Here is a 22,868-nt window from a genome sequence, read left to right as displayed (position 1 = left end):
CTCACTCTACCTTAAATCCATACTCTTCCAGAATACGCTTACCCTCTGGCCCTGTTACAAAATCAATGAATTTTTGGGATGCTTCCTTTGCCTCAGAATCTGCCAGGATTGCCACCGGATAACTTATATCGGCATCCACCGGCACCTCTTCTACAATCCTAATTTTGTCAGAAGTTTGTGCATCTGTCATATATACAAATCCTGCATCCACTTCCCCGCGTTCCACATACACAAGGACCTGTTTCACATTTTCCGCAAATATTGTCTTGCCTTCAATAGCCTTCCAGAGTCCTGCCTCTTCAAGCCCCTGTTTTGCATAACGTCCCACCGGCGCAGTTTCAGGATTGCCCAGGGCGATCTTTGTGATCTCCTCTGAGTCCAGATCCTCAAGATTTTCGATCTGGTTTGTACCTGCTGGTACTATCAGAACAAGACTATTGCGGGCAAAATCCCGTCTTGAATCCGCAACTATCATATTCTTCATATCCAGAATATCCATGTGTTTTTGGGATGCTGAAGCAAAAACATCGATCGGTGCTCCCGCCTCAATCTGCATCCTCAGGGAACCCGAACCTGCAAGATTGAGATTAACCTTTATATCAGGATTATCAGCCTCGAAATCTTTTACTATCTCACGGTAACTTTCCGTCAAACTGGCAGCCGCAGATACCGTGATTTCCTCACTGTCAGCTTCCTGCGCGGATGATGCAGTGGAATTGGCCAGATATATACCGACCACAGCTAAGACTGCTATTGTTGCTACCAGAAGTATTATCTGATTATTTCGTTTCATTCAACCACCTTATGCTTCAAGAGATATGTATGGGGAAACATATCGGTGCATTGATACACATGCAATAAATAAGTTTCTTTAAGAGACAATGAAGCCAGGATCAATTCTCAAAGAAAGTGACTTCTACCTCATTCCCGGCTTTCACAAAGGTGATTTGCGGTTCGATTACAATGAAACCATCGGCCTTTGCCAGTGTTGTTATTGAAGCAGAGGTTTTATCCACCGAATAGGCACAACCATCAATTACTTCCACACAGTGGTATTCCAGCCTGTTATCAGAATACACGTCATCCATAAGGGTTGCTTTCATCCGTTGTCTTTCAGGAGCAGAAATCCCCAGCCCCTTTCTTACAAGCAAGGACACGATCTCATTGAATACCATCAGGGATGCTGTGGGATTACCGGGCAATCCAATCACGGGAATATTCCTGACTGATGCTATAATTACCGGTTTGCCGGGTTTGAACTTTAAACCATGCATCCGGATTTGCCCTTCTTCTTCCATTAATCGGTACATGAAATCATCCGAACCCGCCGATGTGCTGCCGGTTGTCAATACTACATCACATTCAGAAACTGCCTCTAAAAGGAGAGAACGGGCTTTCTCAGGTTCATCCCTTACTATACCATAGGCTACAGGAGTTGCCGACAAACGTCTGATTGCGGTTGACAGTGTATAGGAATTGGCATCATATATTCTGCCTGGCCCGAGGGGATTGCCAGGCTCGGTCAATTCATTCCCGGTAGATATAATGCCCACTATCAGATTTTTCACAATTGTATTATTGATGCCCAGCGCTGCAAGAATACCAATCTTTGCAGGAGACAACATTTGTCCTGCTTCAAGAACAGTCTCTCCCTTGGAAATATCAGTGCCTGCATCAAGGATGTGTTGACCTTGCCGCACCTTACTGTGGATACACACTTTCCCTTCTGCAAGGGTGGTATCTTCCACCATAACAACAGAATCACTTTCCTGTGGAATCGGTGCCCCGGTGGAAATTTCCACAGCTTCACCTTTTCCAAGGGACAGGATATCCCCCCTGCCCGCAGGTACATAATCTTTCAGCAACAGACATGCACCCGGCGCTGGTACATCTTTGGCACGGATAGCATAACCATCCTTGAGTGCCTTGGCAAAGGGTGGAACATTGATGTCAGATACTATATTTTCTGCAAGTATGCGACCATCGGCACGTTCAAGTGAAACATGTTCCTCTCCGCAATCGACGGACAGAGAGGCCAGAATTTGTCTGGCTTCATCCAGCGATGTTAGGTGATTGAGTATTTTGCGCATCTTAATTTATGCAACCTTCAATAGTTATTCATATATCGCAGTACCGGTAGTACCTGTGATCTCTTCGAAAGCCTTTACCATTTCCCCGGTTATGGGCCCGGGTTTTCCATCTCCGATGAGCCTTCCGTCAACCTTTGTAATGGGGGCGGCTTCTGCAGCAGTACCGGTTACAAAAACTTCATCTGCTGTGAATAAATCAAAGAACCCTACATTTACCTCAAGTACCTCATAACCCCTTTCCACAAGTAACTCAATAGCTGTTGCACGGGTAATACCCTTCAGATTGGAAATTGTTGGAGGAGTATAGACTTTGCCATTCTTTATGATAAATATATTATCCCCGGAACCTTCGCAGATATAGCCGTTGCTGTCCAGGAATATCGCTTCGTCCCCCCCCTTGGCATTGGCTTCGATCTTTGCCAGAATATTATTCAGGTAGTTCAGAGACTTGATATTAGGAGAGAGGGCATCGGGAGCATTGCGCCGGGTTGCTACCATAACTGCTTTCAAACCAACTTCATAGAGATCTCCGTACATTGCCCCCCATTCCTGGGTAATGATGAATATATTGGGAGTTTTGCACTTGCGAGGATCAAGACCGAGGTCCCCTACACCACGGGATACGATGGGCCTTATGTATGCATCACTGAGATTATTTTTCCTCAGGGTTTCTAGGATTGCCTGACTCATCTCTTCCCTGCTGAGAGGAATTTCCATTGCGATAGCCTTTGCAGAATCAAATAAACGATCTACATGCTCTTTTAACTTGAATACCCTGCCGTTGTATGCCCTGATCCCTTCAAAGACACCGTCACCATAGAGGAAACCATGGTCATAGACAGAAGTGGTTGCTTCGGATTTGGGGACATAATCACCGTTATAATAAACCAGAACTTCACTCATTTTCAGCCCTCTTAATATGACTTATCAGTATTAAGGTGGACAAATGTAATCATAATATATATGAATATTTGCAAACTCATATCCAACAGTTGACAAAAGGCTTTTATGCACCAAATCCTATTTCATGTCGCTTCACTATCCTGGGCCCGTGGCTTAGCCAGGATATAGCACCGGGCTTCTAACCCGGTGGTCGTGGGTTCAAATCCCACCGGGTCCGCATCAACTTTTTTTACTGTTATCGGTTGAGTTATCAATTCCTCTGGTTATAGTCGATATTGCTGATAACAGCAAGAATGAAACTATTGTAATCTTCATGTTTTAATTCAAGGAGAAGAATAACATGATCCTACTGAAAAATGGTACAAAAACCAGATTGAAAAGATCGATGACGCTGAACTCAAGGGAGTTGAGCTGAATACTGTGATGGATAGAAATGTCTGCTGCGGTAAAAAGGCTACAAAAAAGAAGCGTCTGGGTTACATACATATACCTGCTGATATGGAATTGACTAATGTCAGGGGATACAACATCGAAGAGGGAACACTGAAAATCTGGATCCAGTTATAATTTAAAGGGAGTGTGAAATATGAAAGATGCAGAAGAATTGCTAAAAAAAGACCAGTTTGCCCGGTATATCGGAATCGAATTGATGGAAGTTTCAAAGGGATATGCAAAAGCTTCCATGAAAATAGAAGACAAGCACAAAAACGGTGTCGGTACAGTACAGGGAGGTGCCATATTCACCCTTGCAGACTTCACATTTGCCGCAGCAGCAAACTCCCATGGCCGAGTGGCTGTTGCCATCAATGCCAACATAAGCTATCCAAAGGCGGCAATTGAGGGAATCCTTAAAGCAGAAGCTTTCGAAACATCCCTGAATCCCAAAATTGCAACCTATACAGTAACGGTCACAGATGAAAGGGGAGACACTGTTGCCCGTTTCGAAGGGCTTGCATACCGGAAAAGAAACCTAATTGAAGATATTATCTGAACTTATTCCAGGGATAAAAGGTACTGTGCCAAATCTTCGTGATTTTCAAATACCCTATCTGCTTTCTCCAGTTTATCCGGGGAGACATAAGTAGGGACAGCCACACAATACATCCCTGCCCTTTTAGCCGCTTCTACACCTTTTGTTGCATTCTCCACCACAACACAATCCTTGGGATCCACTTCAAGCATACGCGCAGCTTTTAAGAATGGCTCCGGATCGGGTTTACCCTTGCTGACATCCTCCCCATTGATGACCGCATCAAAGATGCCCGGAAAAAAATCATCCACTATATGCCTGACAATTGACCTGTCGGCACCCGTAACCATGGATATCAGAAAATGACCCTTTAGCTGTGGCAGAATCGCACGTATTTGGTCAAAGGGCCTGAAACTGGCCGTGCGTTTAAATTCCTCCTGATATTGTGCAAGAAGGCCTTCAATATCCATAGATTGAGGATCGATGTTTTTGTGTTTTAATATGTAAGTTACAATGTCAACTGTTCTGGAACCTTCCATGTCATAGATGGTTTGCTCATCAAGATGTATTCCCACAGCACCGAATACCCGGTTAATTGTTTTAACATGGTGGGGCATTGAGTCTATGAGAATGCCATCCATATCGAAAATCAAAGCTTTCACCATGTATTAAAATACTCCGTTATATCAGGAATCAGCAGATAGGTCATTTTTGTGCAGAGCAATCTCAATATTGGTATGGATATCCTCTACTTTGAAAGGTTTGGATATATAGCCGGCAGGGTGTGTTAATTTAGCCCTTTCAAGGGTATCTTCATCAGTATAAGCAGTTAGGTATATTACAGGAATGTCAAAATTTTTCCTGATATAATCTCCTGCTACAATCCCGTCGTCTTCTCCTTTCAGCAAAATATCCATCAAAACCAGATCCGGATAAAAAAGATCGGCTTTGCGTATAGCATCCTCTGCAGAAGATGCCGTACAGGGAATGGAATAGCCTAAAGATTCAAGTTTGCTTTTAATTCCCATAGCAACTATATTTTCATCCTCAACTATCATTATTTGTGCATTTTTCATAAAGGACCTTCATGAATTTACAGCTTATATAGTGAACTGCCACCCTATGAATAGGGTGGCTTCCTGCTTCATTCTTTGAACTTATGTTCACAAGTCCACAGGCTCTCCCCGTAGTTCCTACGGTGCTTCAAATACCTATCAAATTCTGTTTATTTAAGGCAAACTTCTTAATGTTAATTGCAGCATTGACATCTCTGTCATGGGATGCACCACAATCAGGACATTGCCATTTACGGTCTGCAAGTGTAATGTTTTTGTTATGATACCCACATACATTACAGATTTTCGTACTTGGCTCGAACTGTCCAATGCGTAGTATGGTTTTACCATACCATTCTGCTTTATATTCCAATTTAGTTACAAAAGAACTCCATGATACATCACTAATGGATTGTGCAAGACAATGATTTTTCAACATTCCAGATACGTTTAATGTTTCCAGTGCAATAGCTTGGTTTTCGCTAATTAATCTGGAAGTTAATTTATGCTGGAAATCATTTCTCTGATTTGCTATTTTCTCATGAAGTTTTGCTATCTGCTGTTTTGCTTTACCTCTATTTTTTGAACCTTTTTGTTTTCGTGAGAGACGCTTTTGTAATACCTTCAGTCTTTTTATTGAGTTATTAAGATGCCTGTGGTTATCTATTTTTTCACCATTAGACATGATGGCAAAATCTTTGATTCCAACATCAATACCAACCGTACTATTTTCATCAAAATCCTGTTTATCAGGTAATTTTTTATTGTCATCTACAAGAATGCTGATGAAATATTTGCCAGACGGTATCTTTGATACTGTTGCAGTTTTATATTTTCCCTCAAAATATCTATGTAACTTTGTTTTCACCCATCCAATTTTAGGTAATTTCACTTTATTCTTCTCAAAATCCACTTTATAATGTTGTGGAATTGAAAAGGATTGCACTGGATTTTTCTTTGATTTAAATTTGGGAAAACCTTTTTTCTCACGGAAAAACCTGGTAAAAGCATTATCCAGATTTAGGGTAGCACCACGCAAAGATTGTGAATTGACTTCTTTCAACCATTCCATATCTTTATACAATGTTGGAATTGTTTTATTCAATGTGAATCTGGAAATTGCTTTTCCGTCTTGTTCATAAGTTTTAATTTTCTGTTCTAACGCCCAATTATAGATTACCCTCACACAACCAAAATGCTTACTGAACATTTCTTCTTGCTGTTTTGCAGGATACATTCTATATTTGTAGGCTTTCAACATGCATATCCACGTGTGCCTTTGACACTATTTATACTTTGTGCCAAAACCACAAAAAGACGCATTCATCTCCTATCTCTCAGAAGGAGTCTTCTGCTTATTCAGGTAATTCATCCACCGTTTGAAAACGGTGGTCTTCTTACTCTATCATGATAAAGCTTGATGGTTCATATATTGCCATTAAATCATACATTCCTGACCCCTTATATAGCATAAAAGCTTGAGTGAAAGCATGACACTGGACCAAAAACCTCTCTTGTTAATGATACTGGATGGATGGGGATACTCACCCACATTAAAAGGAAATGCTGTAGCACAGGCCAACACCCCTGTCCTTGACAGGTTAGAAAAAGAAAACCCCACCTGCCTTTTGCAGGCTGCAGGCGAATCTGTGGGCCTTCCACAGGGACAGATGGGAAACTCCGAAGTGGGCCATCTCAACATCGGTGCAGGCAGAATTGTCTATCAGGACCTGACCCGGATAAATCTGGCAATCAAAAATGGAGAGATCTTCAAAAACCCGGTCCTGCTTGATGCCTTCAGGAATGTCCAGGAAAAAAATTCAAAACTGCATATCATGGGCCTGTTTTCCCGTGGAGGGGTCCACAGCCACATAGAACACATGCGTGCCCTGATAGAGCTGGCTAAAAGGGAAGGCTTAAGTGAAGTATTCATCCATACTTTCCTGGATGGCAGGGATGTAGCCCCCAGAGCCGCCCTTGAGGATATGAAAGAGCATGAAGTATTCTGCAGGGAAAATGGTATCGCAAAGACTGCCAGTGTATCCGGCAGATACTATGCAATGGATCGTGACAAACGGTGGGAGCGTACCCGACTTGCCTATGATGCCCTGACACAGGGTGTAGGAATAACTGCTCAAGATCCTGTGGAAGCGGTACAGCTTGCCTACGACAGGGGGGAAAATGACGAATTTGTCAAACCCACTGTTATACAGGAGAAGGGCAAACCTGTAGCCACGATTGAGGATAACGATTCTGTGATCATGTTCAATTTCCGCCCGGACAGGGCAAGGCAGCTTACCTATGCATTTGTGGAAGATGGATTCGAAGGCTTCGAGAGGATAAAGCATCCACAGGTGCACTATGTCTGCATGACGCAGTATGATGAAAAATTGGACGTACCTGTTGCCTATCCCCCCAAAGAGATAAAAAATACACTGGGCGAAGTGTTGAGCAGGGAAAATATGTCCCAGTTGCGTATCGCTGAAACTGAAAAGTATGCTCATGTCACCTTTTTCTTCAATGGTGGAGTGGAAAAGAAATTCAAAGGAGAAGAAAGATGTCTCATCCCCTCACCAGGGGTTGCAACCTATGATCTTAAACCTGAAATGAGTGCCTATGAAGTTGCTGAAGAACTCACCGAAAAGATCGAATCAGCAAACTATGATGTGATCATACTCAATTTTGCCAACATGGACATGGTGGGGCATACCGGTTTCTTTGAACCGACGGTCAAAGCCGTAGAGGCTGTGGATGAATGTGTGGGAAAAGTAATAACTAAAATACAACAAAAAGGCGGTGAAGCATTGATAACCGCCGACCACGGAAATGCGGAACAAATGGAAGAAGCCCATGGAGACCAGCCCCATACCGCCCACACAAGCAATCCGGTTAAATGCATATGTATCTCAGAAAGACAAAATATTGAAATGAGAAACGGAATCCTTGCCGATGTTGCACCGACTGTCCTGCAAATGCTTGCAATAAAACAACCCGAAGAAATGACAGGTAAATCCCTGATTGTTCAAAACCATTGATCCAGGGTTTGCTGACTTCGCTGTTTGCCGGCTTTTTCAAGCCGATCTACAGCTTTGAGAACTCGCTCCTCAGAGAAATCGTGCTGTTTGCAAAGGAAATCCACTATTTTTTCCTTTTGTGGAGGTTTCCATTTCAGTTCATAAGCATCAGTTACAGGCGGATTCAGGAAAAAATCGATCTTTGCATCAAGCTCATCAATGGCTTCACCCCTGTGCTCCAGAACCTTATGAATACTGCCATGTTGTTTTATTAATTTAAGGGCGGTTTTGGGGCCAACTTTCTTCAGCCCTTTATTGTAATCAGTACCCACACACAGGGCAATACCGATCAGTTGCTGACGGTCTATATCCAGTAACTTGATGTTTTGCATAAGATCAATAGATTCGGGTTCTACATCAATGTAAACATTCTTGCCCGGCAATTTGCGTTTACCCGTAATTGTAAGATTGCGCACTACCCGCAGAGCACCGAAAAGCAGGGAATCATAGTCCTGGGAGGCACTATAATCTGCATCACCTTTGTTCACCATATAGGCTGTCTGCGCTTCCCCTTCAGAAGGAGCCTGTACACAGGGAATTCCCATGAAATCCAGAAGTTGCATCGAATCCTCCACTATACGGGTATCTACCTTTGAAGAAGCCTGTGCATATTTGTAGGCTTCCTCTGACAGGCCTTTTTCTTTTGCTTCATCCCATTTTGTACGGGCCTCTTCCCTGGACTTGTTACGCTGGCTAATTGTATCTGCCTTGAAATCAGGAGGTTTGCCATCAAAAACAAAAACAGGTTTTATACCGGCTTCAAAAAGGTTTGTCATCCTGTACAGGATACCGGAAAGATGGGATGTGATATTGCCCCTGGAATCCTTCAGGGGGGTACCGTCACGTTGCCTGATGATACTCAAAAACTGGTAAAGGGTATTATATCCATCAATCGCCACAGTCCTGTGAGCAAGATCATCCAATCCAACCTGTCTTTTTTCCAGTATGTCACCTATATCTACACCCATTCAGTGTCCTCTTACATTGGTTTGATGAAGTTGAATATCCGTATCGAGGCGTATATCAAGCACTGAGTCATAATCGGCTTTCATCCGCCCTACCTTCAGTACATTACCTGCCCTTTCAAGGAGAGTTGTTCTGGAAACCTGTAACTGATGACCATCCTTCTTGTCACCTTTATGGACTACCAGCACATCATTTCCTTCAACAGCAGTTTTACCTGTCCTGGAGAGCATATTCCTGATTACCTGCTCAAATTCCGAATATATCAGAATTTCTGAATTTTTCCCGGATTTTTTTATGACACCAATTGGTTTAAGATTAATTTGCATTGAGCCCACCCACCATTATGAAACTTGTTGATAATTGCCCATACAAACCATCACATTAATATTGTTTTCGGCATATGTCGATGATTAAAAATAATGAAGAATAGAAAAGATTAACGATAATTTCTTCTGTTAAAGGTTTCCATGGCATCATCCACCACATTGGTGACAGTATCTATTTTTTTACCCATGTTATCTTCAACACTCTGAATATTAATCCGAAGAGAGCGTTCTCTTAGATCGAGCTGCTCCTCAATCTTACGCATCCGCATATCTAGGGAAAGGAGCATCGCTGCAAGAGCTCCTACCATTACAATGGCAGCAAGAACGATCAATGAGTTAGCCGGACTGTATTTGAACCTGCCCAGCCATACATATGTCAACACAAAAGCTGATACAACCATAACGATAGAAAAAACAATGTCCCTTGTTTCCATGGTAAGACCTCTATTTTACTTAATCCATGTTACTACTTAAGTATTACATAAACTTAATTAATGGATATTGCATTAGGTTCTGTATCATACAAACAGGATGAGAAAATTTGAGCGAGGATGAAAACGGAATCAAGGAATACTTCCCGATGATTGTAATGGCCGGCTTCATACTGGTCATCCAGATCATTGCACTTACCCTTGCACAACCAATGAACGATCTGGGTATGCAGGCAGTAGATAACCCCCAATCCGCAACCAATTCCATATACTACATAATTGCAATTCTCATATTCACCCTGTTTTTACTTTTCGCCATCAAGAAAGAAATACAATGGGTAATCCAGATGATTATCCTTGTTGCTGTTGCTTCTACCATGTATTACGGATTCTATCCCCTCTTCCACCTTACAGGATTGGGAGGAGAAGGTCCGGTAATCGGAGGGCTGTTAATGGCAACTGTTTTCACCATCCTGCTTTACTTCCATCCTGAATGGTACATAATAGATTTTGTAGGAATCATTGTGGGAGCAGCGGCAAGTTCAATATTTGGAATATCATTTGGCATTTTGCCTGCAATTGTGCTGCTGGGTCTGCTTGCAGCCTACGATGCAATCTCGGTGTATAAGACAAAACATATGATTGCTCTTGCAGAAGGCGTGATGGACCTGAAACTGCCAATCCTGTTTGTTATACCCAAAAAAAGAAATTACTCATTTATTGAGGACACCCCCTCAACAGAAGGGGAAAAAGAAGCCTTCTACATGGGATTGGGTGATGCTATAATGCCAACAATAATAGTCGTTTCTGCAAATGTATTCCTTCCCCATGAAGGCTTCATAGGAGTTCCCGCCATTGGAGCAATGATCGGCACCCTTATCGGATTTTTTGCCCTGACAATCCTGGTCATGAAGGGGAAACCCCAGGCAGGCCTACCATTTTTAAATAGCGGGGCAATTCTGGGTTATGTGGCTGGTGCCTTAATAGCCGGGATGCCCCTTCTGGGATAAAATTACCTGTCCGAACCTGTGATGTTGCATGAATCGCAGTCACTGTCACAGGAAGGAGAGTTACCATTTCCCTCGTCATCAAGGGCCCGTGTGCCTTCTGCAAGCACCGAGGCATTGGATAGAGCGCCGCCTATAAGAATAGCATCAAATATCTGCTCCCTTGTCAAACCAAGCCTGCGGGCAACCCTGATATGCATCTTGAGACAATGGTCACATCTCAGTGCAGAAGCAACACCCACACAGATAAGTTCGATTGTCTCTGGATCAAGTCTTTCAAACTCCCGCATTATAGAATTATCATACATTACTTTAGGGATTAACAGCTCCGGCATATCTTTCATGAAATTGAGTATATAGGGTACTTCCCCATATCGTTCCTCAACTGTTGAAAGCACATCGGAAACCGCTTCATCTTCATCCTTTTCAAGAATTTCCTTGATATTTTCCAGATCCATTGCAAACCCTCTTTATCATATAGTAAAGCCGGTCTCTGAGCGACGACGTATCTTTATGAGAATGTAATCCTTCATTTTTGAAGGCATGATATTTGCCACATCAGAGAGAGAAACATCCTCATCCAGATCCAGCTGTTCCAGCTTTTCGTGGAATTGATCAAAGGGAAGTTTTACCCTCATGCCATCCAGTTGAAGGGTTATGGGGGCAGGAGTTAACACATCATTAATTTCAGGCACCTGCTCTTTAATCTCCTTCATAACTCGTGCAGGCAATACTGCAAGAGGATCCCTGGATATTTCCTCACGCAGTTTATCCACAACTTCCCCGACAGTTTTATTCAATACATCAAGGCTGTCAATTTCACCTTCATTACGCAGCCTGTGAGATACACGTCCGATGCCTCCAACATAGACATCGGCTCCTTCTACATCGTCAGTACTGAGATCCGGCCCACCTGTAGCCACGATAGGAACATCAACACCCGAGAAAAGTTTGGGTTTCTTATTCATTATACAGTCACTGAAATTACCAAAACTGTAAACGGCAATATCATGTTCGTTGATCAGCTTTCTTTCATAATCCTGAGAAAGAGCCACTCTTCGGCCCATACCACGTGCAAGTCCCAGCATATTGGTATTAGCACCATCCCTGCGCAGATGTTCGGCAACGTCACATGCCGAATGAGGAAGGTGATGATAGGCAAGGGTTGGGGACACTACAGCGATTTCGGTACCTGTTAAGGGAGCTCGCGTGAGTTTGCCCAGTATATTCTTTGCAAGTTCTTCCATCAGGGGGACATCTTTACGGGGAATCAGCATCACAAGATTAATTTCCGTGGCAGCCGGCGTACTCTGTACAAGATAGCCGCCCAGGTCTTCCAGGAGTTCAATAATCAGGCCGTGTTTGTGCACACCACCTTCATAAACGTAGGGTTCAAGCACTGCTGCCACTGGCATCATCTCCTTTTAGTTCTTTCAGCATCGTGTGTGCTTCATCAATCCATTCTTTTTGCATCGTATCCTCGGAGGCCACAAATATGAAATTATTACCGTTCAAGGAATGATAACGTACCCTGAAACCTTCAGGAGCAACCCTGATAGCCATATCCGCCAGATTGGACTTGAGTGTGCGCCGCGGGTCATCCACAACAAGATTTTCGAGAGAGCCTATCTCCTCCTCCGGATTATCCACAAACAGGGAAATAGTCCACCTGTCCGGTTGCTCAAGGCTGTCACGTCCATAGCGATCCCAGAGAATCTGCAACAGGCGTGGAAGATGTTTTTCTACAGAGATAGTAATCAAAATTTCTCCTTCATGGTCCCCTTTTTGTATTTCAGCAAAATCTTTCAATATTACCTGTGGAAGAACACCACGCACAACTGCCACCAGCTGGAAAAGGGAATCTTCGGGCCTTATTGCTACTTTGATTTTTGCGATTCTGCCTGCCATGCCCAGATCGGAGATTATATCTGATACAATCTTTCGATAAGGTGGGGCTTCCTCTTCAACTGTGGTTTCAACCACAAACTTTTCAAGGGTTGCCAATTCAAATCACTCCTTATCCACAAAACCGGAAACAAGCAATGCAGCACCCACTGCACCGATGTCTTGGGCATGTGGAGGAACAACGACATCGATCTTGAGCAGTTCTTTCAGAGCTTTGGGTACACCTGCGATCAGGGATGAACCACCCACTAGGATAAGAGGTTCTTTAACTTCAATTTCCTGAAGCTGCTGTTCAAATATTTGTTCCACAACACTGTGGCAGGCAGCAGCAGCCACATCTTCGGGCGTAGCTCCCTTAGCAAGGGAATTAACCAGAGACTGGATTCCGAAAACAATACAGTAACTGTTCATTTCTACATTTTTCTGCATTCCCTTGATTGCAAGATCCCCTAGTTCCGTGATATCCACACCCAGTCTCTTGGAAGTCATTTCGAGGAATCTGCCCGAAGCACCGGCACAAACACCTCCCATGGTGAACATGCCGGGAATACCATCCTGTACAGAAATGGCCTTATTATCCATTCCACCAATATCAATTACAGTGGCATCGCCCTGCTGTGCCTTTGCAAGGTAAACTGCGCCCTTGGAATTTACCGTGATTTCTTCCTGCATAAGGTCGGCATTGAAGTGATCGCCTATAAGGAAACGTCCGTAGCCTGTTGTACCAATTGCCTGCAGGTCCTCCCTCTTCACACCAGCCTGGTCCAGTGCCTGCCGAAGGGCTTTTTCAGCACTTTCAAGCACTTTGATGGTGGGCACCCAGCCTTCACCGATTATCTCATCATCCCTCATAACCACAGCTTTGGTAGTGGTTGAACCAGAATCAATACCTGCAGTCAATCCTTCCTGATTCTCCCTTGCAAGTAAATGTTTGCTCTTTGCAATGGTTGTCAGGGCTTCCATACGTGTCAGCAGGGTAGCTGCAGTCGTTCGCTCGGTAAAGGAATAACTAATAACCGGCAGACCTGAATCTTCAAATATATAACGACGCACTTCATTACGAACAATCGCAGCTTCAGCGCATCGGAAACAGGTAGCAACAAATACACCGTCCACCTTCGCCACGCCTTCTACTACGGCTTTTGCCCTGGCCATCATGAGACGCAGATCAGGACTTGCAACTTCCAGTCCGAATTCCTGCCCTATGGTATCCAGAGATGACACATCCATCTCCGGATAGACAAGTTCAGCATTCAAGGAAGATGCTGCCGATTCCAGTTCCTTCTGGACCCCTGCATATTCAGAACCGCATGAAACCAGTGCTATCTTTACTTTATCAGAATTACTCATTCTTCATCCTCCTCGTTAGGCAGGGAATTCAGGAATTCAGCAATCTGGTATACAAAATCTTTACCTTCTTCTTCGGTGCGAGGATATTTGACTTCAAGACGGGGGATGTCCTTTTGGCGTGCAAGGAACTTAGTAAGTTCATTGGTACGTGCACAGCCCATGCAACCAAAAGCAGATGCCGAATCCAGCACTATGATCGCAGCTTCGGCTTCATCAATCAGGGGACCCACTATGGACATGCGGCCCCTCACACCGGCAGGAACTTCCACTGCAGCATATTTCAAACCAAGTTTGGGATCTTCGGGAGTAATATTTATCGGCGGAGAATCTATTCCTACTGTAGTGATTTTTTCCCGGATCTTCTCCATCATTGCAAGGGGTTTATGGCCAAACCTTTCAACAAGATCAGAAAGGATAAGGCTGTTTGTGGGATAGATGAAAATTTTTGCCAATGTGTCACCTCATAATTCGGATTCAATAATATCTTTAAGTTTGGATGGTGAAATTTTGTCAGGAGATTCTTCCTTTTCAGACGGATTATATGTTTCATACTCATCAAGAGCTCTGCTGATGATAGGCAATGATGCGACTTCGGTTCTCAGGTAATGAAACCCCGGTCTTGGCCCTCCGCCTCTGGAAGCCCTGCAGCGACGTTCATCACCTGGTGGGAAACCCCTCTGTTTCACAAAAACATGATTCGGATCAAGCGCCCTTACTTCGGCTACTACCTTTTCCACGGAATCACGCGGACCTGTTACCATTGTGCCGAAACAGGTTTCCTTAATGGTAATATCTACATCGGACTCATAAATTTTCATCGCAGCATCAGAAGGAAGCACACTTTCTGAGTCTATCACCACGATCTTTGTAATCTCATCAACATCCTCCCCGCTCATTCAATCTCCTCCTTGTTACTTTCCAGAACGTACATGGTATCCTTTTCGGTTAATGCCTTGAATTTCTCGGGCTCAAGGATTTTTCCTATTATATTGGTACTTGAAAATTTCTCTCCGGTGGGACCAAACAGATCGTCATCCTCTGTTTTAACTCCCACAATACCCATTCTTTTAGCGGCCTGGTTAGTAATCCCAATCTCAAAAGCTTTGGTTTTGTCCACAAGCACGTTTTCCGGCAATATTTCCTTATATTTTTCAGCGGACTTTGCGGCTTTAAACAGGTATGTATCTTCATATATCATCATCACAGGCAGTGTACCTATAGGCCTGAAGGTAAGATCTACTGCGTGCCTGAAGAAATCCACGCTTTTAGGAGCGAGTTCATCATACAGTTCAACACGAATAACAAGGGAATCCGGTGCCCCGGTTGCAATTACTTTTTTTGCCAGCAGGATATCGATAGTACTGGAGGGGTTTAATTTCACAATATTAGCATCGTCTTCTTTATACCCTTCACGTACCAGTTCAACTCCCAGTCCTTCAAGATGTTTTTCAGCTTCTTTAAAGCCCATGCCAAGTATATTGATGGGAGCAGGGTCCGTCTTTACAAATATAGAGTGACCCTTGCCTGCCATATGGATCAGTTCAATACCTTGTTGTATATGGCCAATTACAGAATGTACAACACTGGCAGTTCTTTCATCACGGGAGATGAACACTTTACCGGTACCATAACCTGCAGTTCGTACCCATACCGCACCATCCTTTCGTGCTTCAAAGTTTTCAAATGAGCAGATCTCACCTTTTAAACTAGTGTCACTTATAAAAGAACTGGATTCATAATCAACTTCGAAAAACCCATCCTTGATTAATCCAAAGAAAAATTCAGCTCCTTCAGGGGATTCAAGAGCAAGTTCTACCATTATAAAGGTAAAGAGACCATCACCGTCCTCCAGGATTGTGTTAGTATCATCTGTGACCAGGTGTTTTGCAGATTCCTGCCATTCTATTACGGGTTCAATTTCAAGAATGCGATCTGAACGCTCAAAACTGGTCAGAAGTTTCTTACCGCCCACGACCTTGGCAAAAGGACCATCTTCAGGTGCACCGTAGTCTGCAGAATGCTCTGCAAGGGAAAAAAGAAGATGGAAATTAGAAGGATTATATCCCCCAGCTGAAAATGCTACATCATATTTATCCAGCTTTGTGAGATTTCTTTCCGGTTTCAGAGATTCCGAAAATGGGCCAAAGGCTGTGGCATCCTTGCTACCCCAGCGCAGGGAAATTCCTTCATATTGCCTGAAATCTTCCATCCACCTGCGGGCAGAAGCGGAAAGATGATCAATTATTTCAAGGCGTAATTCTCCTTTTGTGGTCTTGACCCGATACTCCCTTACACTTTCAGAGCGGACACTTTCCGACTTTTTGAGAATGCCCACGGATGCACCTATTTTGTATGGTGCCTCTGCTGTGTCGATGGCTGATTGTACTGTAGCACCATCCGGGAGAGATAACTTCTCGCCGTTAACAAGCACTTGAATCGTCCCTAATTCCTCCAATCACTACATAGAGAGCGCTTAATAATAAAGTTACTGTTGAGGAACTTCCTCAAGTTCCTTTTCAGTAAGCTGGGATAGAACCGCTTCTGGTTCTCCTATATCAACTATCTTTGAATCCCTCATTAGTGCTACACGGTCACAGATATCATTAAGGAAATCCATATCATGTGACACGATCACAAATGTATTGCCCATCTCTTCCCTTGCCTTTAGGATGGATTTGGTTACCTCGGTCCTTGTGATCGGATCCATTGTGCCGGTTGGTTCATCCATTAAAATGATATTTGGCTCTTTCATTAAAATCTGGGCCAGAGCAACCCTGTGCCTCTCTCCTTCACTAATCTCATCGCCCATCTTAGGGAGGATGGATTTGGCTTTGTTTTCAGTAAAACCGGTTGTCACAAGGGTATTGATAGCCTTCCTGGTAGCAAGTTCATAGGGAAGATCAACCCCGATTGATTCAGTCAGATTATCAATGATTGTCCTGTGTGTGTACAGACCATATTCCTGATGCAGGATACCCATGTAGCGAACCGCACGACCCCTGTTGTCAGCTCCGGGTTCCCTCATATTCACCCACTCATCACCAACGCGAACATGCACAGCCCCGCTTGTTGGTTGTACATTGCCCATGAGCATTTCAGAAGTCGTGGTCTTCCCTGCGCCACTGGTACCTGCAAGCCCGAATATCTCTCCTTCCTTCACATTAAAGCTCACACCGCCTACGGCATAGACCACACCTCTTGAAACGGAGATGTATTTTTTAACGAGGTTCTCCACCCTGATGATGTCCTCGCCTACATTGGCTTTTTTCCATTCTCCAATATCAGTAACCATTTTCATAAAGTCGCGGGAGACATCACAGGCATCACCTTCACATACAATTTCCCCTTCCTCGAGGAGAATTGCCCTATCGGCCAGGTCTTCAATGACATCCGACCAGTGAGAAGTGATTACCATTGTCATGTTGTGGGATGAAACAGTATCCTCTATAACATCATGTACAACTTTTGCTGTCCTGGGGTCTAGGGTTCCTGTAGGTTCGTCGGCAAGCAGCAGCATGGGATCTCTCACAAGCTGGCGCGCAAGAACTACCCTCTGTTTCTCCCCACCACTTAAATCACGGGCCACGTGCATCATCCTGTGAGAAAGACGGACTTCTTCCAGCAGTTCTACGGCACGTTCCATCGCATCGGGGCCACTATAACCAATTTCTGTCAGGGAATTTACTACATTGGCAATTACCCTGTCATCACCATAAAGGGCAAAGGTCCTCTGGAGCATAATCGCAACTCTACGGGATACTGCCCTGCGTTCATTATTATGAATACCAAGTTTTGCAAAATCCGCTTCGAAGGCTCCAAATTTACCGTTCTCGCAATGCGAACAGGCCTTCCCCACCATACTGGGCGGTTCTATATAACCACATTTTTCACAGCGTGCAACGTGATAGATTATTGAACCTGTGATTTCATTTAATTCCTCTGCACCACGAAGCGCATGCATCAATACAGTTTTACCGGAACCGCTTTTCCCCAGGATTCCGACAACTTCACCTTCATTTATGTTGAGATTGATATTTTTTAAGACCGCTGCACCATTATAAGAAATGGTAAGGTCTTTGATCTCGATGAATAATGACATTTGAGTCCCTCCAACATGGATATTATCAGACCTGTTTTGAGATTATACAGTCGTATATGTACTTAACTTTTTGCACGGTATGCACAAAACCATAAACCTGTGAGCAGGCCCAACATAACCAAAAATTTAAATCTGGTATTTTATATCTGGATTGCATTGAACACTACATAAACGTAACGCATAATTATATCGCTGTTAACTTCTGAAAAACTGCTTCCGGTAGCGTTAAGATGAAATTGCCTCATCTGCAAATCTGACAACCTCGGAAATATTGCCCACCACTACATCAGCAGATTCCTGCAATCTTGAAGGGCGGGAGTCACCCTGCTGAACTGTAAGAATTCCTATATCAGCGGACCTTAATGCCAGCATATCATTCATCCCGTCGCCCACCATAATGACTTTATCGTATTGTTTTTTGAGATCCTTAACTATCCTTTCCTTGTCAAAAGTAGAAGCGATATCAAAAACCCCGTCAATAGGAACACCTATGCAGCGGGAGAGCCTGCTCAGGTTTTTCATGCTATCTCCTGAGGCAATATAAAGACCCGCTCCCCTCTGATGAAGAGCTTGCAAAGTATCCTTGCTTTCAGGATAAAGGCGCCCTCCGGTACTAACCACATAGGTTACTGACTGCTCAACAACATCTACTATAAACCCACACGCCAGGTAAAATATATTGGGACAACGAGTCTTTACCCTGCAAAATACTTCCTGGACATCCCCGAGCACCAAATCGCTTTGCTGGACGATTTTTGAGATTTCCGAAGGGGATACCTCTCCATTGGAACAACTCACATCCAGCTCTACGTGTTCTTTTTCCATGAAATCCGAAATTAACCGGTGGGGTTGGGCCTCCAGTATCATTTCCATGTCGGCATGAAGCACTACGAGTGCCCTGCCTTTGCGACCTGCCACCAGCATCGTGCTTTCTATATCTTCCAGCATTGCTCCATCGGAAATGTCCCTGGCAACCCGGTACATATGCAACAATGTTCCCGCACTGTCAAAGACCACTGCCAGTTTGTTTTCCATACTGGATAAAGCGAGAGAAGCCGATTAATATTTTTCGTCCGATTGCCTAATAGTTGTGTGACTTATAGGATTAAAGAGACTGGATTAATCTAAATGATTAATATAAATGCATGTGATGAAATTATACCTGCACAAACAATAAGTATCATGCAGATATTATATATTTACAATGTGGAGTTCCAATGAATGTTAACCAACCAGAACCCCACATCGGCCCAGAGGCAGAGCTAGTTTGCTCTTTACATTATATAAACATAGCTTTGCCTCTGGAGTAAAATCAAAGAGGTAAATCGATGAAAACAAGTGTTAAATTTGGCATAGGTGCAATGCTTGCAGCAATATTGCTGTTAAACTTGGTTTTTGTACCAGCTGTGTGTGCAGATTCAAGCACATCTGACAAAGTACAGATGCCAAAAGAACTAAAACAATGGATAATGGAAACCCAAAAGGATGAAGAAACTAAACTTTGGATGAAAGAACAGACTGAACAATGGATGCAGAACCATACTTTGAATGTCACTTCAACCAAGACATACACGTACAAAGACGGATTGATTGAAATCAAAGAGACCTACACCGGCAGAGAACTGAAAAAGAATCTAGGAATCAATAAGTTCGAAAAGATGGAAAAACTTAAAGTTCCTGAAAATGCCGAAAAAGCGCTGTCATTAAATGGTGAAACTTTTGCTCTTACCGAAGGGAACCAAAGAATCACTGTAACTGAAAAAACAGTGGTAATGACTACGGAAACTGACCCATTTGAATGGTGGGACATAGGGTATGAATACCCGCAATACACGTGGTCTGAATACTACGGTGTATATACCAGAGCTGATCCGATTAATCTGGCATGGGAAGGAACCAATATGAACACAATAAAGGGAAAAATATTGGATGAAGGTTGGGTTAGCGTAGCTTATCCATATGAGCATAACCAGTATGTATCTGATCCGCAATATGATTGGGTTTTAGACGAAGGTGTGGCAGACGATAAAACAGGTTTGCTTACTGAGCGCTATCATGTTAGATTATTTGATCTTTCCACTCAAGATATTGTTGGAAATGCACATCGTGACAGCCTGCCACTCCATGAAGTGATTGAATTTGAAACTGCTGAAGACCTGGTTGCTGGTTTCTTTGATAATGATGTTTCTAACTGGTGGGTACTTTATGATTATGAGGAACTCGACAATGAAGAAGGAACTCCAAATCAGGAACCATTCTGTGACGGAGAAGCGACCTGTATATTTAAGGTCGGAAGTTAAAACTGTAAAGGCTGCGCTATAAATAGAAGGTGATTTGATCACCTTCTTATTTTTGAGGAAATTATATGGATTTACAGAAATATACAAAATATATTCAGAATACTACATTAATATATTCAATAATTTTATCAGTATTGATAGTCATATTTTTTATGAACATCGATGCATTCGAGCACGCACTTGAAGAAACAACAGGCAATAAAATAGCACTTGGTGAAATGGTTTTTCTTTTGCCTGTTATACCGATTATTTATGGATGGGTCACAAAAGAGAAGGTGGGAGGGATTGTAGTAGGAGTGGTACCAATAACCAGCCTTATGATTTACGGGCATCTTTCAGGAATAAGTACTCACCCTCAAACTTACAGTTTGAGTTATATCCTTAAAGTGATCGCTTATATCGGGGCTCTGGATGTATTGGGAGGAGGCGCCGGCTTCCTGGCTTCAGAAAGGAAGACAGGGTATCTTCTCGTTGCAATCGGTTTAAGTATCGTGTGGGTACTGGTAATTTTCAGTGGTATGTGCACACGAGCTTTCTCAGGACCTGGGTGCCTTTGAGAGAGCAACGACTGCTTTTTTCAATGCTCAGCTGTTGCCCATTACAGAAAGATTCATGTCCACTGTGGAAAAGGATGTAACTTCCAGGGGAATCAGTCCAAAGATATTCATGCTCAAATGTGACGGTTCTGTAATTGGTATCAAGAGTGCACTGGAAAAGCCGATTGAATCTATTTTCTCGGGACCCGCGGGAAGCCTTGTAGGAGCTTCCTTTTTGACAGGAAATGATTCATGTGCTGTTATTGATGTGGGAGGTACAAGTACCGATATTTCCGTTATAAAAGACGGCGTTCCTGAAATGAGTGAGATGGGGGCAGTTGTCGGGGGATGGAAGACCCGTGTCAAAGCCATCAAGATGGAAACATCTGCAATGGGTGGTGACAGTCACATTTGGATAAAGGATGGTAAGTTGAATATCGGACCGCGACGTGTAATTCCCCTCTGCAGAGCAGCGGATCTCTATCCCGATTTCCTGGAACTTCTCAAGATCAATCCCATGCCATCCAAAACTTTGATCGGCATGAATTTCCAGCCCACAACTTTCTTTACACGTACCGAATATGAAGCTATGGGCCTTAATGACCTGGAGCAGGAATTGCTTGATTCCATTTCAAGCAGCCCCACTTCGCTGAGGGAGTTACGCAGCCGCATGGGCAGGTATCCCTCAACCAGGGTTCTGGATAGCCTTATTCAGAAAAGGCTTGTGCAGTGTATTGGTTTTACACCCACGGACGCTTTGCATGTACTGGGAGATTACACCGTCCGCAATGTGGAGGCAGCTGAGGTAGGTGCTGGATATCTGGGTTCCCTGTGTAAAAGGACCGGGAATGAATTTGCCAAATATGTCAAGGAAACCTTTGCCAAGAATATGGCCTCAGACCTGATTTCCTTTTTCCTGGAAGGCATTCCAGGAGAAGAGATTCGTAAAATATTCGATATAGATTGTCCTACAAAGTTTAAGGTTGATATCCCGGTTGTTCTTATCGGTGGACCCGTGGTTGCTTATAAGGACATACTTGGAAGTATTATTGATGCCGAGATTATTGTGCCAAAATATTCAGATGTCGGTAATGCCACAGGTGCCCTTGCAGCCAAAGGTGTAAGAAGGGTTGATTTCCTTATCAGGCCTGCTTCCATGGCAGCCCCTGATTGGGAATACTATGTATTTTCCGAAAAAGGGCGACAGAGTTTCTATGAGTATAAAGATGCTATAAAATACGCCAGGGAAACAGGACAATCCATGGTCATGCAATACATGGAAGACGCCGGATTGGACCCGGATCATGTGGAAATTGACGTCAAGAAGGATGAGATTGTGCCACAAGGTTGGGATTTCCCAATGGAAACCAAAATCAGGATTATGGGAGTTGGTACCCGCCTGATAGATGAAGAGGCCTGAAAAGGCCTCTTTTTTCCTTCAGAAGGTTGATATACTATTGGATACTACCCTTTTCTCGGGGGTATATCTATGCATTTTTGCAAAGATAGAAATAAGAAATTGAACAGGGAATGCTTTTTGGTCGCAATTCTTGTTTTGATCGTTATCTTCCTTTTGGGATTTGTAATATATAAACTGGTGATCCAGCCTATGCTCGCTGGTTTCTGAGAGGTTCACTCTCACTTGTTCATTTTTTCTCTTTCCAGATTCAAGATCCTGCGGATTACCAGTTTTTTCTTTCCCAGACCCGCATCGGGTTTTTCCGGATAGTTCTCCTTTACATATTCATAGAGTTCGGCAGACGTCATTTTTTCAAGTTTGTCCTTGAGTTTAAGCAATTCTTCCATCTTTCTCCTCCTGTCGTTTTTTGTGAGAAATTCTAGTTTTTCTATTTATT

Annotated in this window: 26 protein-coding genes and 1 tRNA gene; 8 read left to right on the top strand and 19 right to left on the bottom strand. The window is 43.4% G+C overall.

The window, feature by feature from the left end:
* Position 1: 1 nt before the first annotated feature.
* The 3 genes from modA to ilvE form a co-directional block, all read right to left on the bottom strand.
* Positions 2–793: a molybdate ABC transporter substrate-binding protein gene (modA, locus tag CP947_RS06300; protein WP_096712383.1), complete on the bottom strand. Its 792-nt coding sequence runs from the start codon at positions 791–793 to the stop codon at positions 2–4.
* A gap of 100 nt (positions 794–893) precedes the next feature.
* Positions 894–2,090 (bottom strand): molybdopterin molybdotransferase MoeA, encoded by a 1,197-nt coding sequence (locus CP947_RS06295; protein ID WP_096712382.1) that lies wholly within the window; start codon positions 2,088–2,090, stop codon positions 894–896.
* 24 nt (positions 2,091–2,114) lie between these two features.
* Positions 2,115–2,993, bottom strand: a complete 879-nt coding sequence (gene ilvE, locus CP947_RS06290; protein WP_096712381.1) for a branched-chain-amino-acid transaminase — start codon at positions 2,991–2,993, stop codon at positions 2,115–2,117.
* A 142-nt stretch (positions 2,994–3,135) separates the two neighbouring features.
* On the opposite strand from ilvE, the gene CP947_RS06285 reads away from it, so the two are divergent.
* From CP947_RS06285 to CP947_RS06280, 3 genes are all read left to right on the top strand, one after another.
* A tRNA-Arg gene (locus tag CP947_RS06285) sits at positions 3,136–3,210 on the top strand.
* Between the two features lie 206 nt (positions 3,211–3,416).
* Positions 3,417–3,560, top strand: coding sequence for a hypothetical protein (locus tag CP947_RS10540; protein WP_165868972.1), 144 nt, complete (start codon positions 3,417–3,419; stop codon positions 3,558–3,560).
* A 19-nt stretch (positions 3,561–3,579) separates the two neighbouring features.
* On the top strand, positions 3,580–3,984 hold the full coding sequence (locus CP947_RS06280; RefSeq protein ID WP_096712380.1) for a PaaI family thioesterase: 405 nt from the start codon (positions 3,580–3,582) through the stop codon (positions 3,982–3,984).
* A gap of 2 nt (positions 3,985–3,986) precedes the next feature.
* On the opposite strand, the gene CP947_RS06275 is transcribed toward CP947_RS06280, so the two are convergent.
* The 3 genes from CP947_RS06275 to tnpB all read right to left on the bottom strand — a co-directional run bounded on the left by CP947_RS06275 (position 3,987) and on the right by tnpB (position 6,279).
* A complete protein-coding gene (locus CP947_RS06275) occupies positions 3,987–4,628 on the bottom strand; it encodes an HAD family hydrolase (protein ID WP_096712379.1) in 642 nt (213 codons plus the stop codon).
* 21 nt (positions 4,629–4,649) lie between these two features.
* Positions 4,650–5,039, bottom strand: a complete 390-nt coding sequence (locus CP947_RS06270) for a response regulator (RefSeq protein WP_096712378.1) — start codon at positions 5,037–5,039, stop codon at positions 4,650–4,652.
* A gap of 127 nt (positions 5,040–5,166) precedes the next feature.
* On the bottom strand, positions 5,167–6,279 hold the full coding sequence (gene tnpB, locus CP947_RS06265; protein ID WP_096712377.1) for an IS200/IS605 family element RNA-guided endonuclease TnpB: 1,113 nt from the start codon (positions 6,277–6,279) through the stop codon (positions 5,167–5,169).
* A gap of 229 nt (positions 6,280–6,508) precedes the next feature.
* Between tnpB and gpmI the strand changes: the two genes are divergently transcribed.
* Positions 6,509–8,053 carry a 2,3-bisphosphoglycerate-independent phosphoglycerate mutase gene (gpmI, locus tag CP947_RS06260; RefSeq protein ID WP_096712376.1) on the top strand — a complete coding sequence of 515 codons (1,545 nt, stop codon included), beginning with the start codon at positions 6,509–6,511 and terminating at the stop codon, positions 8,051–8,053.
* Here the strand turns inward: gpmI and fen are convergent.
* The 3 genes from fen to CP947_RS06245 form a co-directional block, all read right to left on the bottom strand.
* Positions 8,041–9,060 (bottom strand): flap endonuclease-1, encoded by a 1,020-nt coding sequence (fen, locus tag CP947_RS06255; RefSeq protein WP_096712375.1) that lies wholly within the window; start codon positions 9,058–9,060, stop codon positions 8,041–8,043. The genes gpmI and fen overlap by 13 nt on opposite strands.
* On the bottom strand, positions 9,061–9,384 hold the full coding sequence (locus tag CP947_RS06250; protein ID WP_096712374.1) for a hypothetical protein: 324 nt from the start codon (positions 9,382–9,384) through the stop codon (positions 9,061–9,063).
* Positions 9,385–9,494: 110 nt separating this feature from the next.
* A complete protein-coding gene (locus CP947_RS06245; protein WP_013038284.1) occupies positions 9,495–9,818 on the bottom strand; it encodes a hypothetical protein in 324 nt (107 codons plus the stop codon).
* Between the two features lie 107 nt (positions 9,819–9,925).
* Between CP947_RS06245 and CP947_RS06240 the strand changes: the two genes are divergently transcribed.
* Positions 9,926–10,825: a presenilin family intramembrane aspartyl protease PSH gene (locus CP947_RS06240; RefSeq protein WP_096712373.1), complete on the top strand. Its 900-nt coding sequence runs from the start codon at positions 9,926–9,928 to the stop codon at positions 10,823–10,825.
* A gap of 2 nt (positions 10,826–10,827) precedes the next feature.
* Here the strand turns inward: CP947_RS06240 and CP947_RS06235 are convergent, their stop codons facing one another.
* The 9 genes from CP947_RS06235 to CP947_RS06195 all read right to left on the bottom strand — a co-directional run bounded on the left by CP947_RS06235 (position 10,828) and on the right by CP947_RS06195 (position 19,211).
* Positions 10,828–11,280 (bottom strand): carboxymuconolactone decarboxylase family protein, encoded by a 453-nt coding sequence (locus tag CP947_RS06235; protein ID WP_096712372.1) that lies wholly within the window; start codon positions 11,278–11,280, stop codon positions 10,828–10,830.
* A gap of 15 nt (positions 11,281–11,295) precedes the next feature.
* Positions 11,296–12,237 (bottom strand): methanogenesis marker 7 protein, encoded by a 942-nt coding sequence (locus CP947_RS06230; protein ID WP_096712371.1) that lies wholly within the window; start codon positions 12,235–12,237, stop codon positions 11,296–11,298.
* A complete protein-coding gene (locus tag CP947_RS06225; RefSeq protein ID WP_096712370.1) occupies positions 12,215–12,826 on the bottom strand; it encodes a methanogenesis marker 17 protein in 612 nt (203 codons plus the stop codon). The genes CP947_RS06230 and CP947_RS06225 overlap by 23 nt, the downstream gene beginning before the upstream one ends.
* A 6-nt stretch (positions 12,827–12,832) precedes the next feature.
* Entirely contained in the window at positions 12,833–14,077 is a 1,245-nt protein-coding gene (locus CP947_RS06220) for a methanogenesis marker 15 protein (protein WP_096712369.1), read from the bottom strand.
* On the bottom strand, positions 14,074–14,529 hold the full coding sequence (locus tag CP947_RS06215; protein WP_096712368.1) for a methanogenesis marker 5 protein: 456 nt from the start codon (positions 14,527–14,529) through the stop codon (positions 14,074–14,076). The genes CP947_RS06220 and CP947_RS06215 overlap by 4 nt, the downstream gene beginning before the upstream one ends.
* Before the next feature lie 9 nt (positions 14,530–14,538).
* Positions 14,539–14,973, bottom strand: coding sequence for a methanogenesis marker 6 protein (locus CP947_RS06210; protein WP_096712367.1), 435 nt, complete (start codon positions 14,971–14,973; stop codon positions 14,539–14,541).
* Complete coding sequence (gene mmp3, locus CP947_RS06205) at positions 14,970–16,532, bottom strand: methyl-coenzyme M reductase-associated protein Mmp3 (protein WP_096712366.1); 1,563 nt, start codon at positions 16,530–16,532, stop codon at positions 14,970–14,972. The genes CP947_RS06210 and mmp3 overlap by 4 nt, the downstream gene beginning before the upstream one ends.
* Before the next feature lie 30 nt (positions 16,533–16,562).
* The gene (gene atwA / locus CP947_RS06200) at positions 16,563–18,176 is read right to left on the bottom strand and encodes a methyl coenzyme M reductase system, component A2 (RefSeq protein ID WP_096712365.1); all 1,614 of its coding nucleotides are present in this window, start codon (positions 18,174–18,176) and stop codon (positions 16,563–16,565) included.
* Between the two features lie 225 nt (positions 18,177–18,401).
* Positions 18,402–19,211, bottom strand: a complete 810-nt coding sequence (locus CP947_RS06195) for an HAD family hydrolase (protein WP_096712364.1) — start codon at positions 19,209–19,211, stop codon at positions 18,402–18,404.
* A gap of 293 nt (positions 19,212–19,504) precedes the next feature.
* Between CP947_RS06195 and CP947_RS06190 the strand changes: the two genes are divergently transcribed.
* The 3 genes from CP947_RS06190 to CP947_RS06180 all read left to right on the top strand — a co-directional run bounded on the left by CP947_RS06190 (position 19,505) and on the right by CP947_RS06180 (position 22,432).
* Positions 19,505–20,476, top strand: coding sequence for a hypothetical protein (locus CP947_RS06190; protein WP_096712363.1), 972 nt, complete (start codon positions 19,505–19,507; stop codon positions 20,474–20,476).
* Positions 20,477–20,628: 152 nt separating this feature from the next.
* Complete coding sequence (locus CP947_RS06185) at positions 20,629–21,033, top strand: hypothetical protein (RefSeq protein ID WP_128754388.1); 405 nt, start codon at positions 20,629–20,631, stop codon at positions 21,031–21,033.
* On the top strand, positions 20,990–22,432 hold the full coding sequence (locus CP947_RS06180; RefSeq protein ID WP_243641490.1) for a hydantoinase/oxoprolinase family protein: 1,443 nt from the start codon (positions 20,990–20,992) through the stop codon (positions 22,430–22,432). Before CP947_RS06185 ends, CP947_RS06180 begins: the two co-directional genes overlap by 44 nt.
* A 218-nt stretch (positions 22,433–22,650) precedes the next feature.
* On the opposite strand, the gene CP947_RS10535 is transcribed toward CP947_RS06180, so the two are convergent.
* Positions 22,651–22,818 (bottom strand): hypothetical protein, encoded by a 168-nt coding sequence (locus CP947_RS10535; RefSeq protein WP_164909033.1) that lies wholly within the window; start codon positions 22,816–22,818, stop codon positions 22,651–22,653.
* Positions 22,819–22,868 lie beyond the last annotated feature (50 nt).

It is taken from the genome of Methanohalophilus euhalobius, assembly GCF_900215215.1.
Lineage (GTDB): Archaea > Halobacteriota > Methanosarcinia > Methanosarcinales > Methanosarcinaceae > Methanohalophilus > Methanohalophilus euhalobius.
Note: the sequence above shows the minus strand (reverse complement) of the source record. Positions and strands in the feature narration are given on the sequence as shown.

Bases quoted from the DNA above. Each gene is read 5' to 3' on its own strand.
- modA (WP_096712383.1), bottom strand. From the start codon at position 793: ATGAAACGAAATAATCAGATAATACTTCTGGTAGCAACAATAGCAGTC.
- CP947_RS06295 (WP_096712382.1), bottom strand. From the start codon at position 2,090: ATGCGCAAAATACTCAATCACCTAACATCGCTGGATGAAGCCAGACAA.
- ilvE (WP_096712381.1), bottom strand. From the start codon at position 2,993: ATGAGTGAAGTTCTGGTTTATTATAACGGTGATTATGTCCCCAAATCC.
- CP947_RS10540 (WP_165868972.1), top strand. From the start codon at position 3,417: ATGGATAGAAATGTCTGCTGCGGTAAAAAGGCTACAAAAAAGAAGCGT.
- CP947_RS06280 (WP_096712380.1), top strand. From the start codon at position 3,580: ATGAAAGATGCAGAAGAATTGCTAAAAAAAGACCAGTTTGCCCGGTAT.
- CP947_RS06275 (WP_096712379.1), bottom strand. From the start codon at position 4,628: ATGGTGAAAGCTTTGATTTTCGATATGGATGGCATTCTCATAGACTCA.
- CP947_RS06270 (WP_096712378.1), bottom strand. From the start codon at position 5,039: ATGAAAAATGCACAAATAATGATAGTTGAGGATGAAAATATAGTTGCT.
- tnpB (WP_096712377.1), bottom strand. From the start codon at position 6,279: ATGTTGAAAGCCTACAAATATAGAATGTATCCTGCAAAACAGCAAGAA.
- gpmI (WP_096712376.1), top strand. From the start codon at position 6,509: ATGACACTGGACCAAAAACCTCTCTTGTTAATGATACTGGATGGATGG.
- fen (WP_096712375.1), bottom strand. From the start codon at position 9,060: ATGGGTGTAGATATAGGTGACATACTGGAAAAAAGACAGGTTGGATTG.
- CP947_RS06250 (WP_096712374.1), bottom strand. From the start codon at position 9,384: ATGCAAATTAATCTTAAACCAATTGGTGTCATAAAAAAATCCGGGAAA.
- CP947_RS06245 (WP_013038284.1), bottom strand. From the start codon at position 9,818: ATGGAAACAAGGGACATTGTTTTTTCTATCGTTATGGTTGTATCAGCT.
- CP947_RS06235 (WP_096712372.1), bottom strand. From the start codon at position 11,280: ATGGATCTGGAAAATATCAAGGAAATTCTTGAAAAGGATGAAGATGAA.
- CP947_RS06230 (WP_096712371.1), bottom strand. From the start codon at position 12,237: ATGCCAGTGGCAGCAGTGCTTGAACCCTACGTTTATGAAGGTGGTGTG.
- CP947_RS06220 (WP_096712369.1), bottom strand. From the start codon at position 14,077: ATGAGTAATTCTGATAAAGTAAAGATAGCACTGGTTTCATGCGGTTCT.
- CP947_RS06210 (WP_096712367.1), bottom strand. From the start codon at position 14,973: ATGAGCGGGGAGGATGTTGATGAGATTACAAAGATCGTGGTGATAGAC.
- atwA (WP_096712365.1), bottom strand. From the start codon at position 18,176: ATGTCATTATTCATCGAGATCAAAGACCTTACCATTTCTTATAATGGT.
- CP947_RS06195 (WP_096712364.1), bottom strand. From the start codon at position 19,211: ATGGAAAACAAACTGGCAGTGGTCTTTGACAGTGCGGGAACATTGTTG.
- CP947_RS06190 (WP_096712363.1), top strand. From the start codon at position 19,505: ATGAAAACAAGTGTTAAATTTGGCATAGGTGCAATGCTTGCAGCAATA.
- CP947_RS06185 (WP_128754388.1), top strand. From the start codon at position 20,629: ATGAACATCGATGCATTCGAGCACGCACTTGAAGAAACAACAGGCAAT.
- CP947_RS10535 (WP_164909033.1), bottom strand. From the start codon at position 22,818: ATGGAAGAATTGCTTAAACTCAAGGACAAACTTGAAAAAATGACGTCT.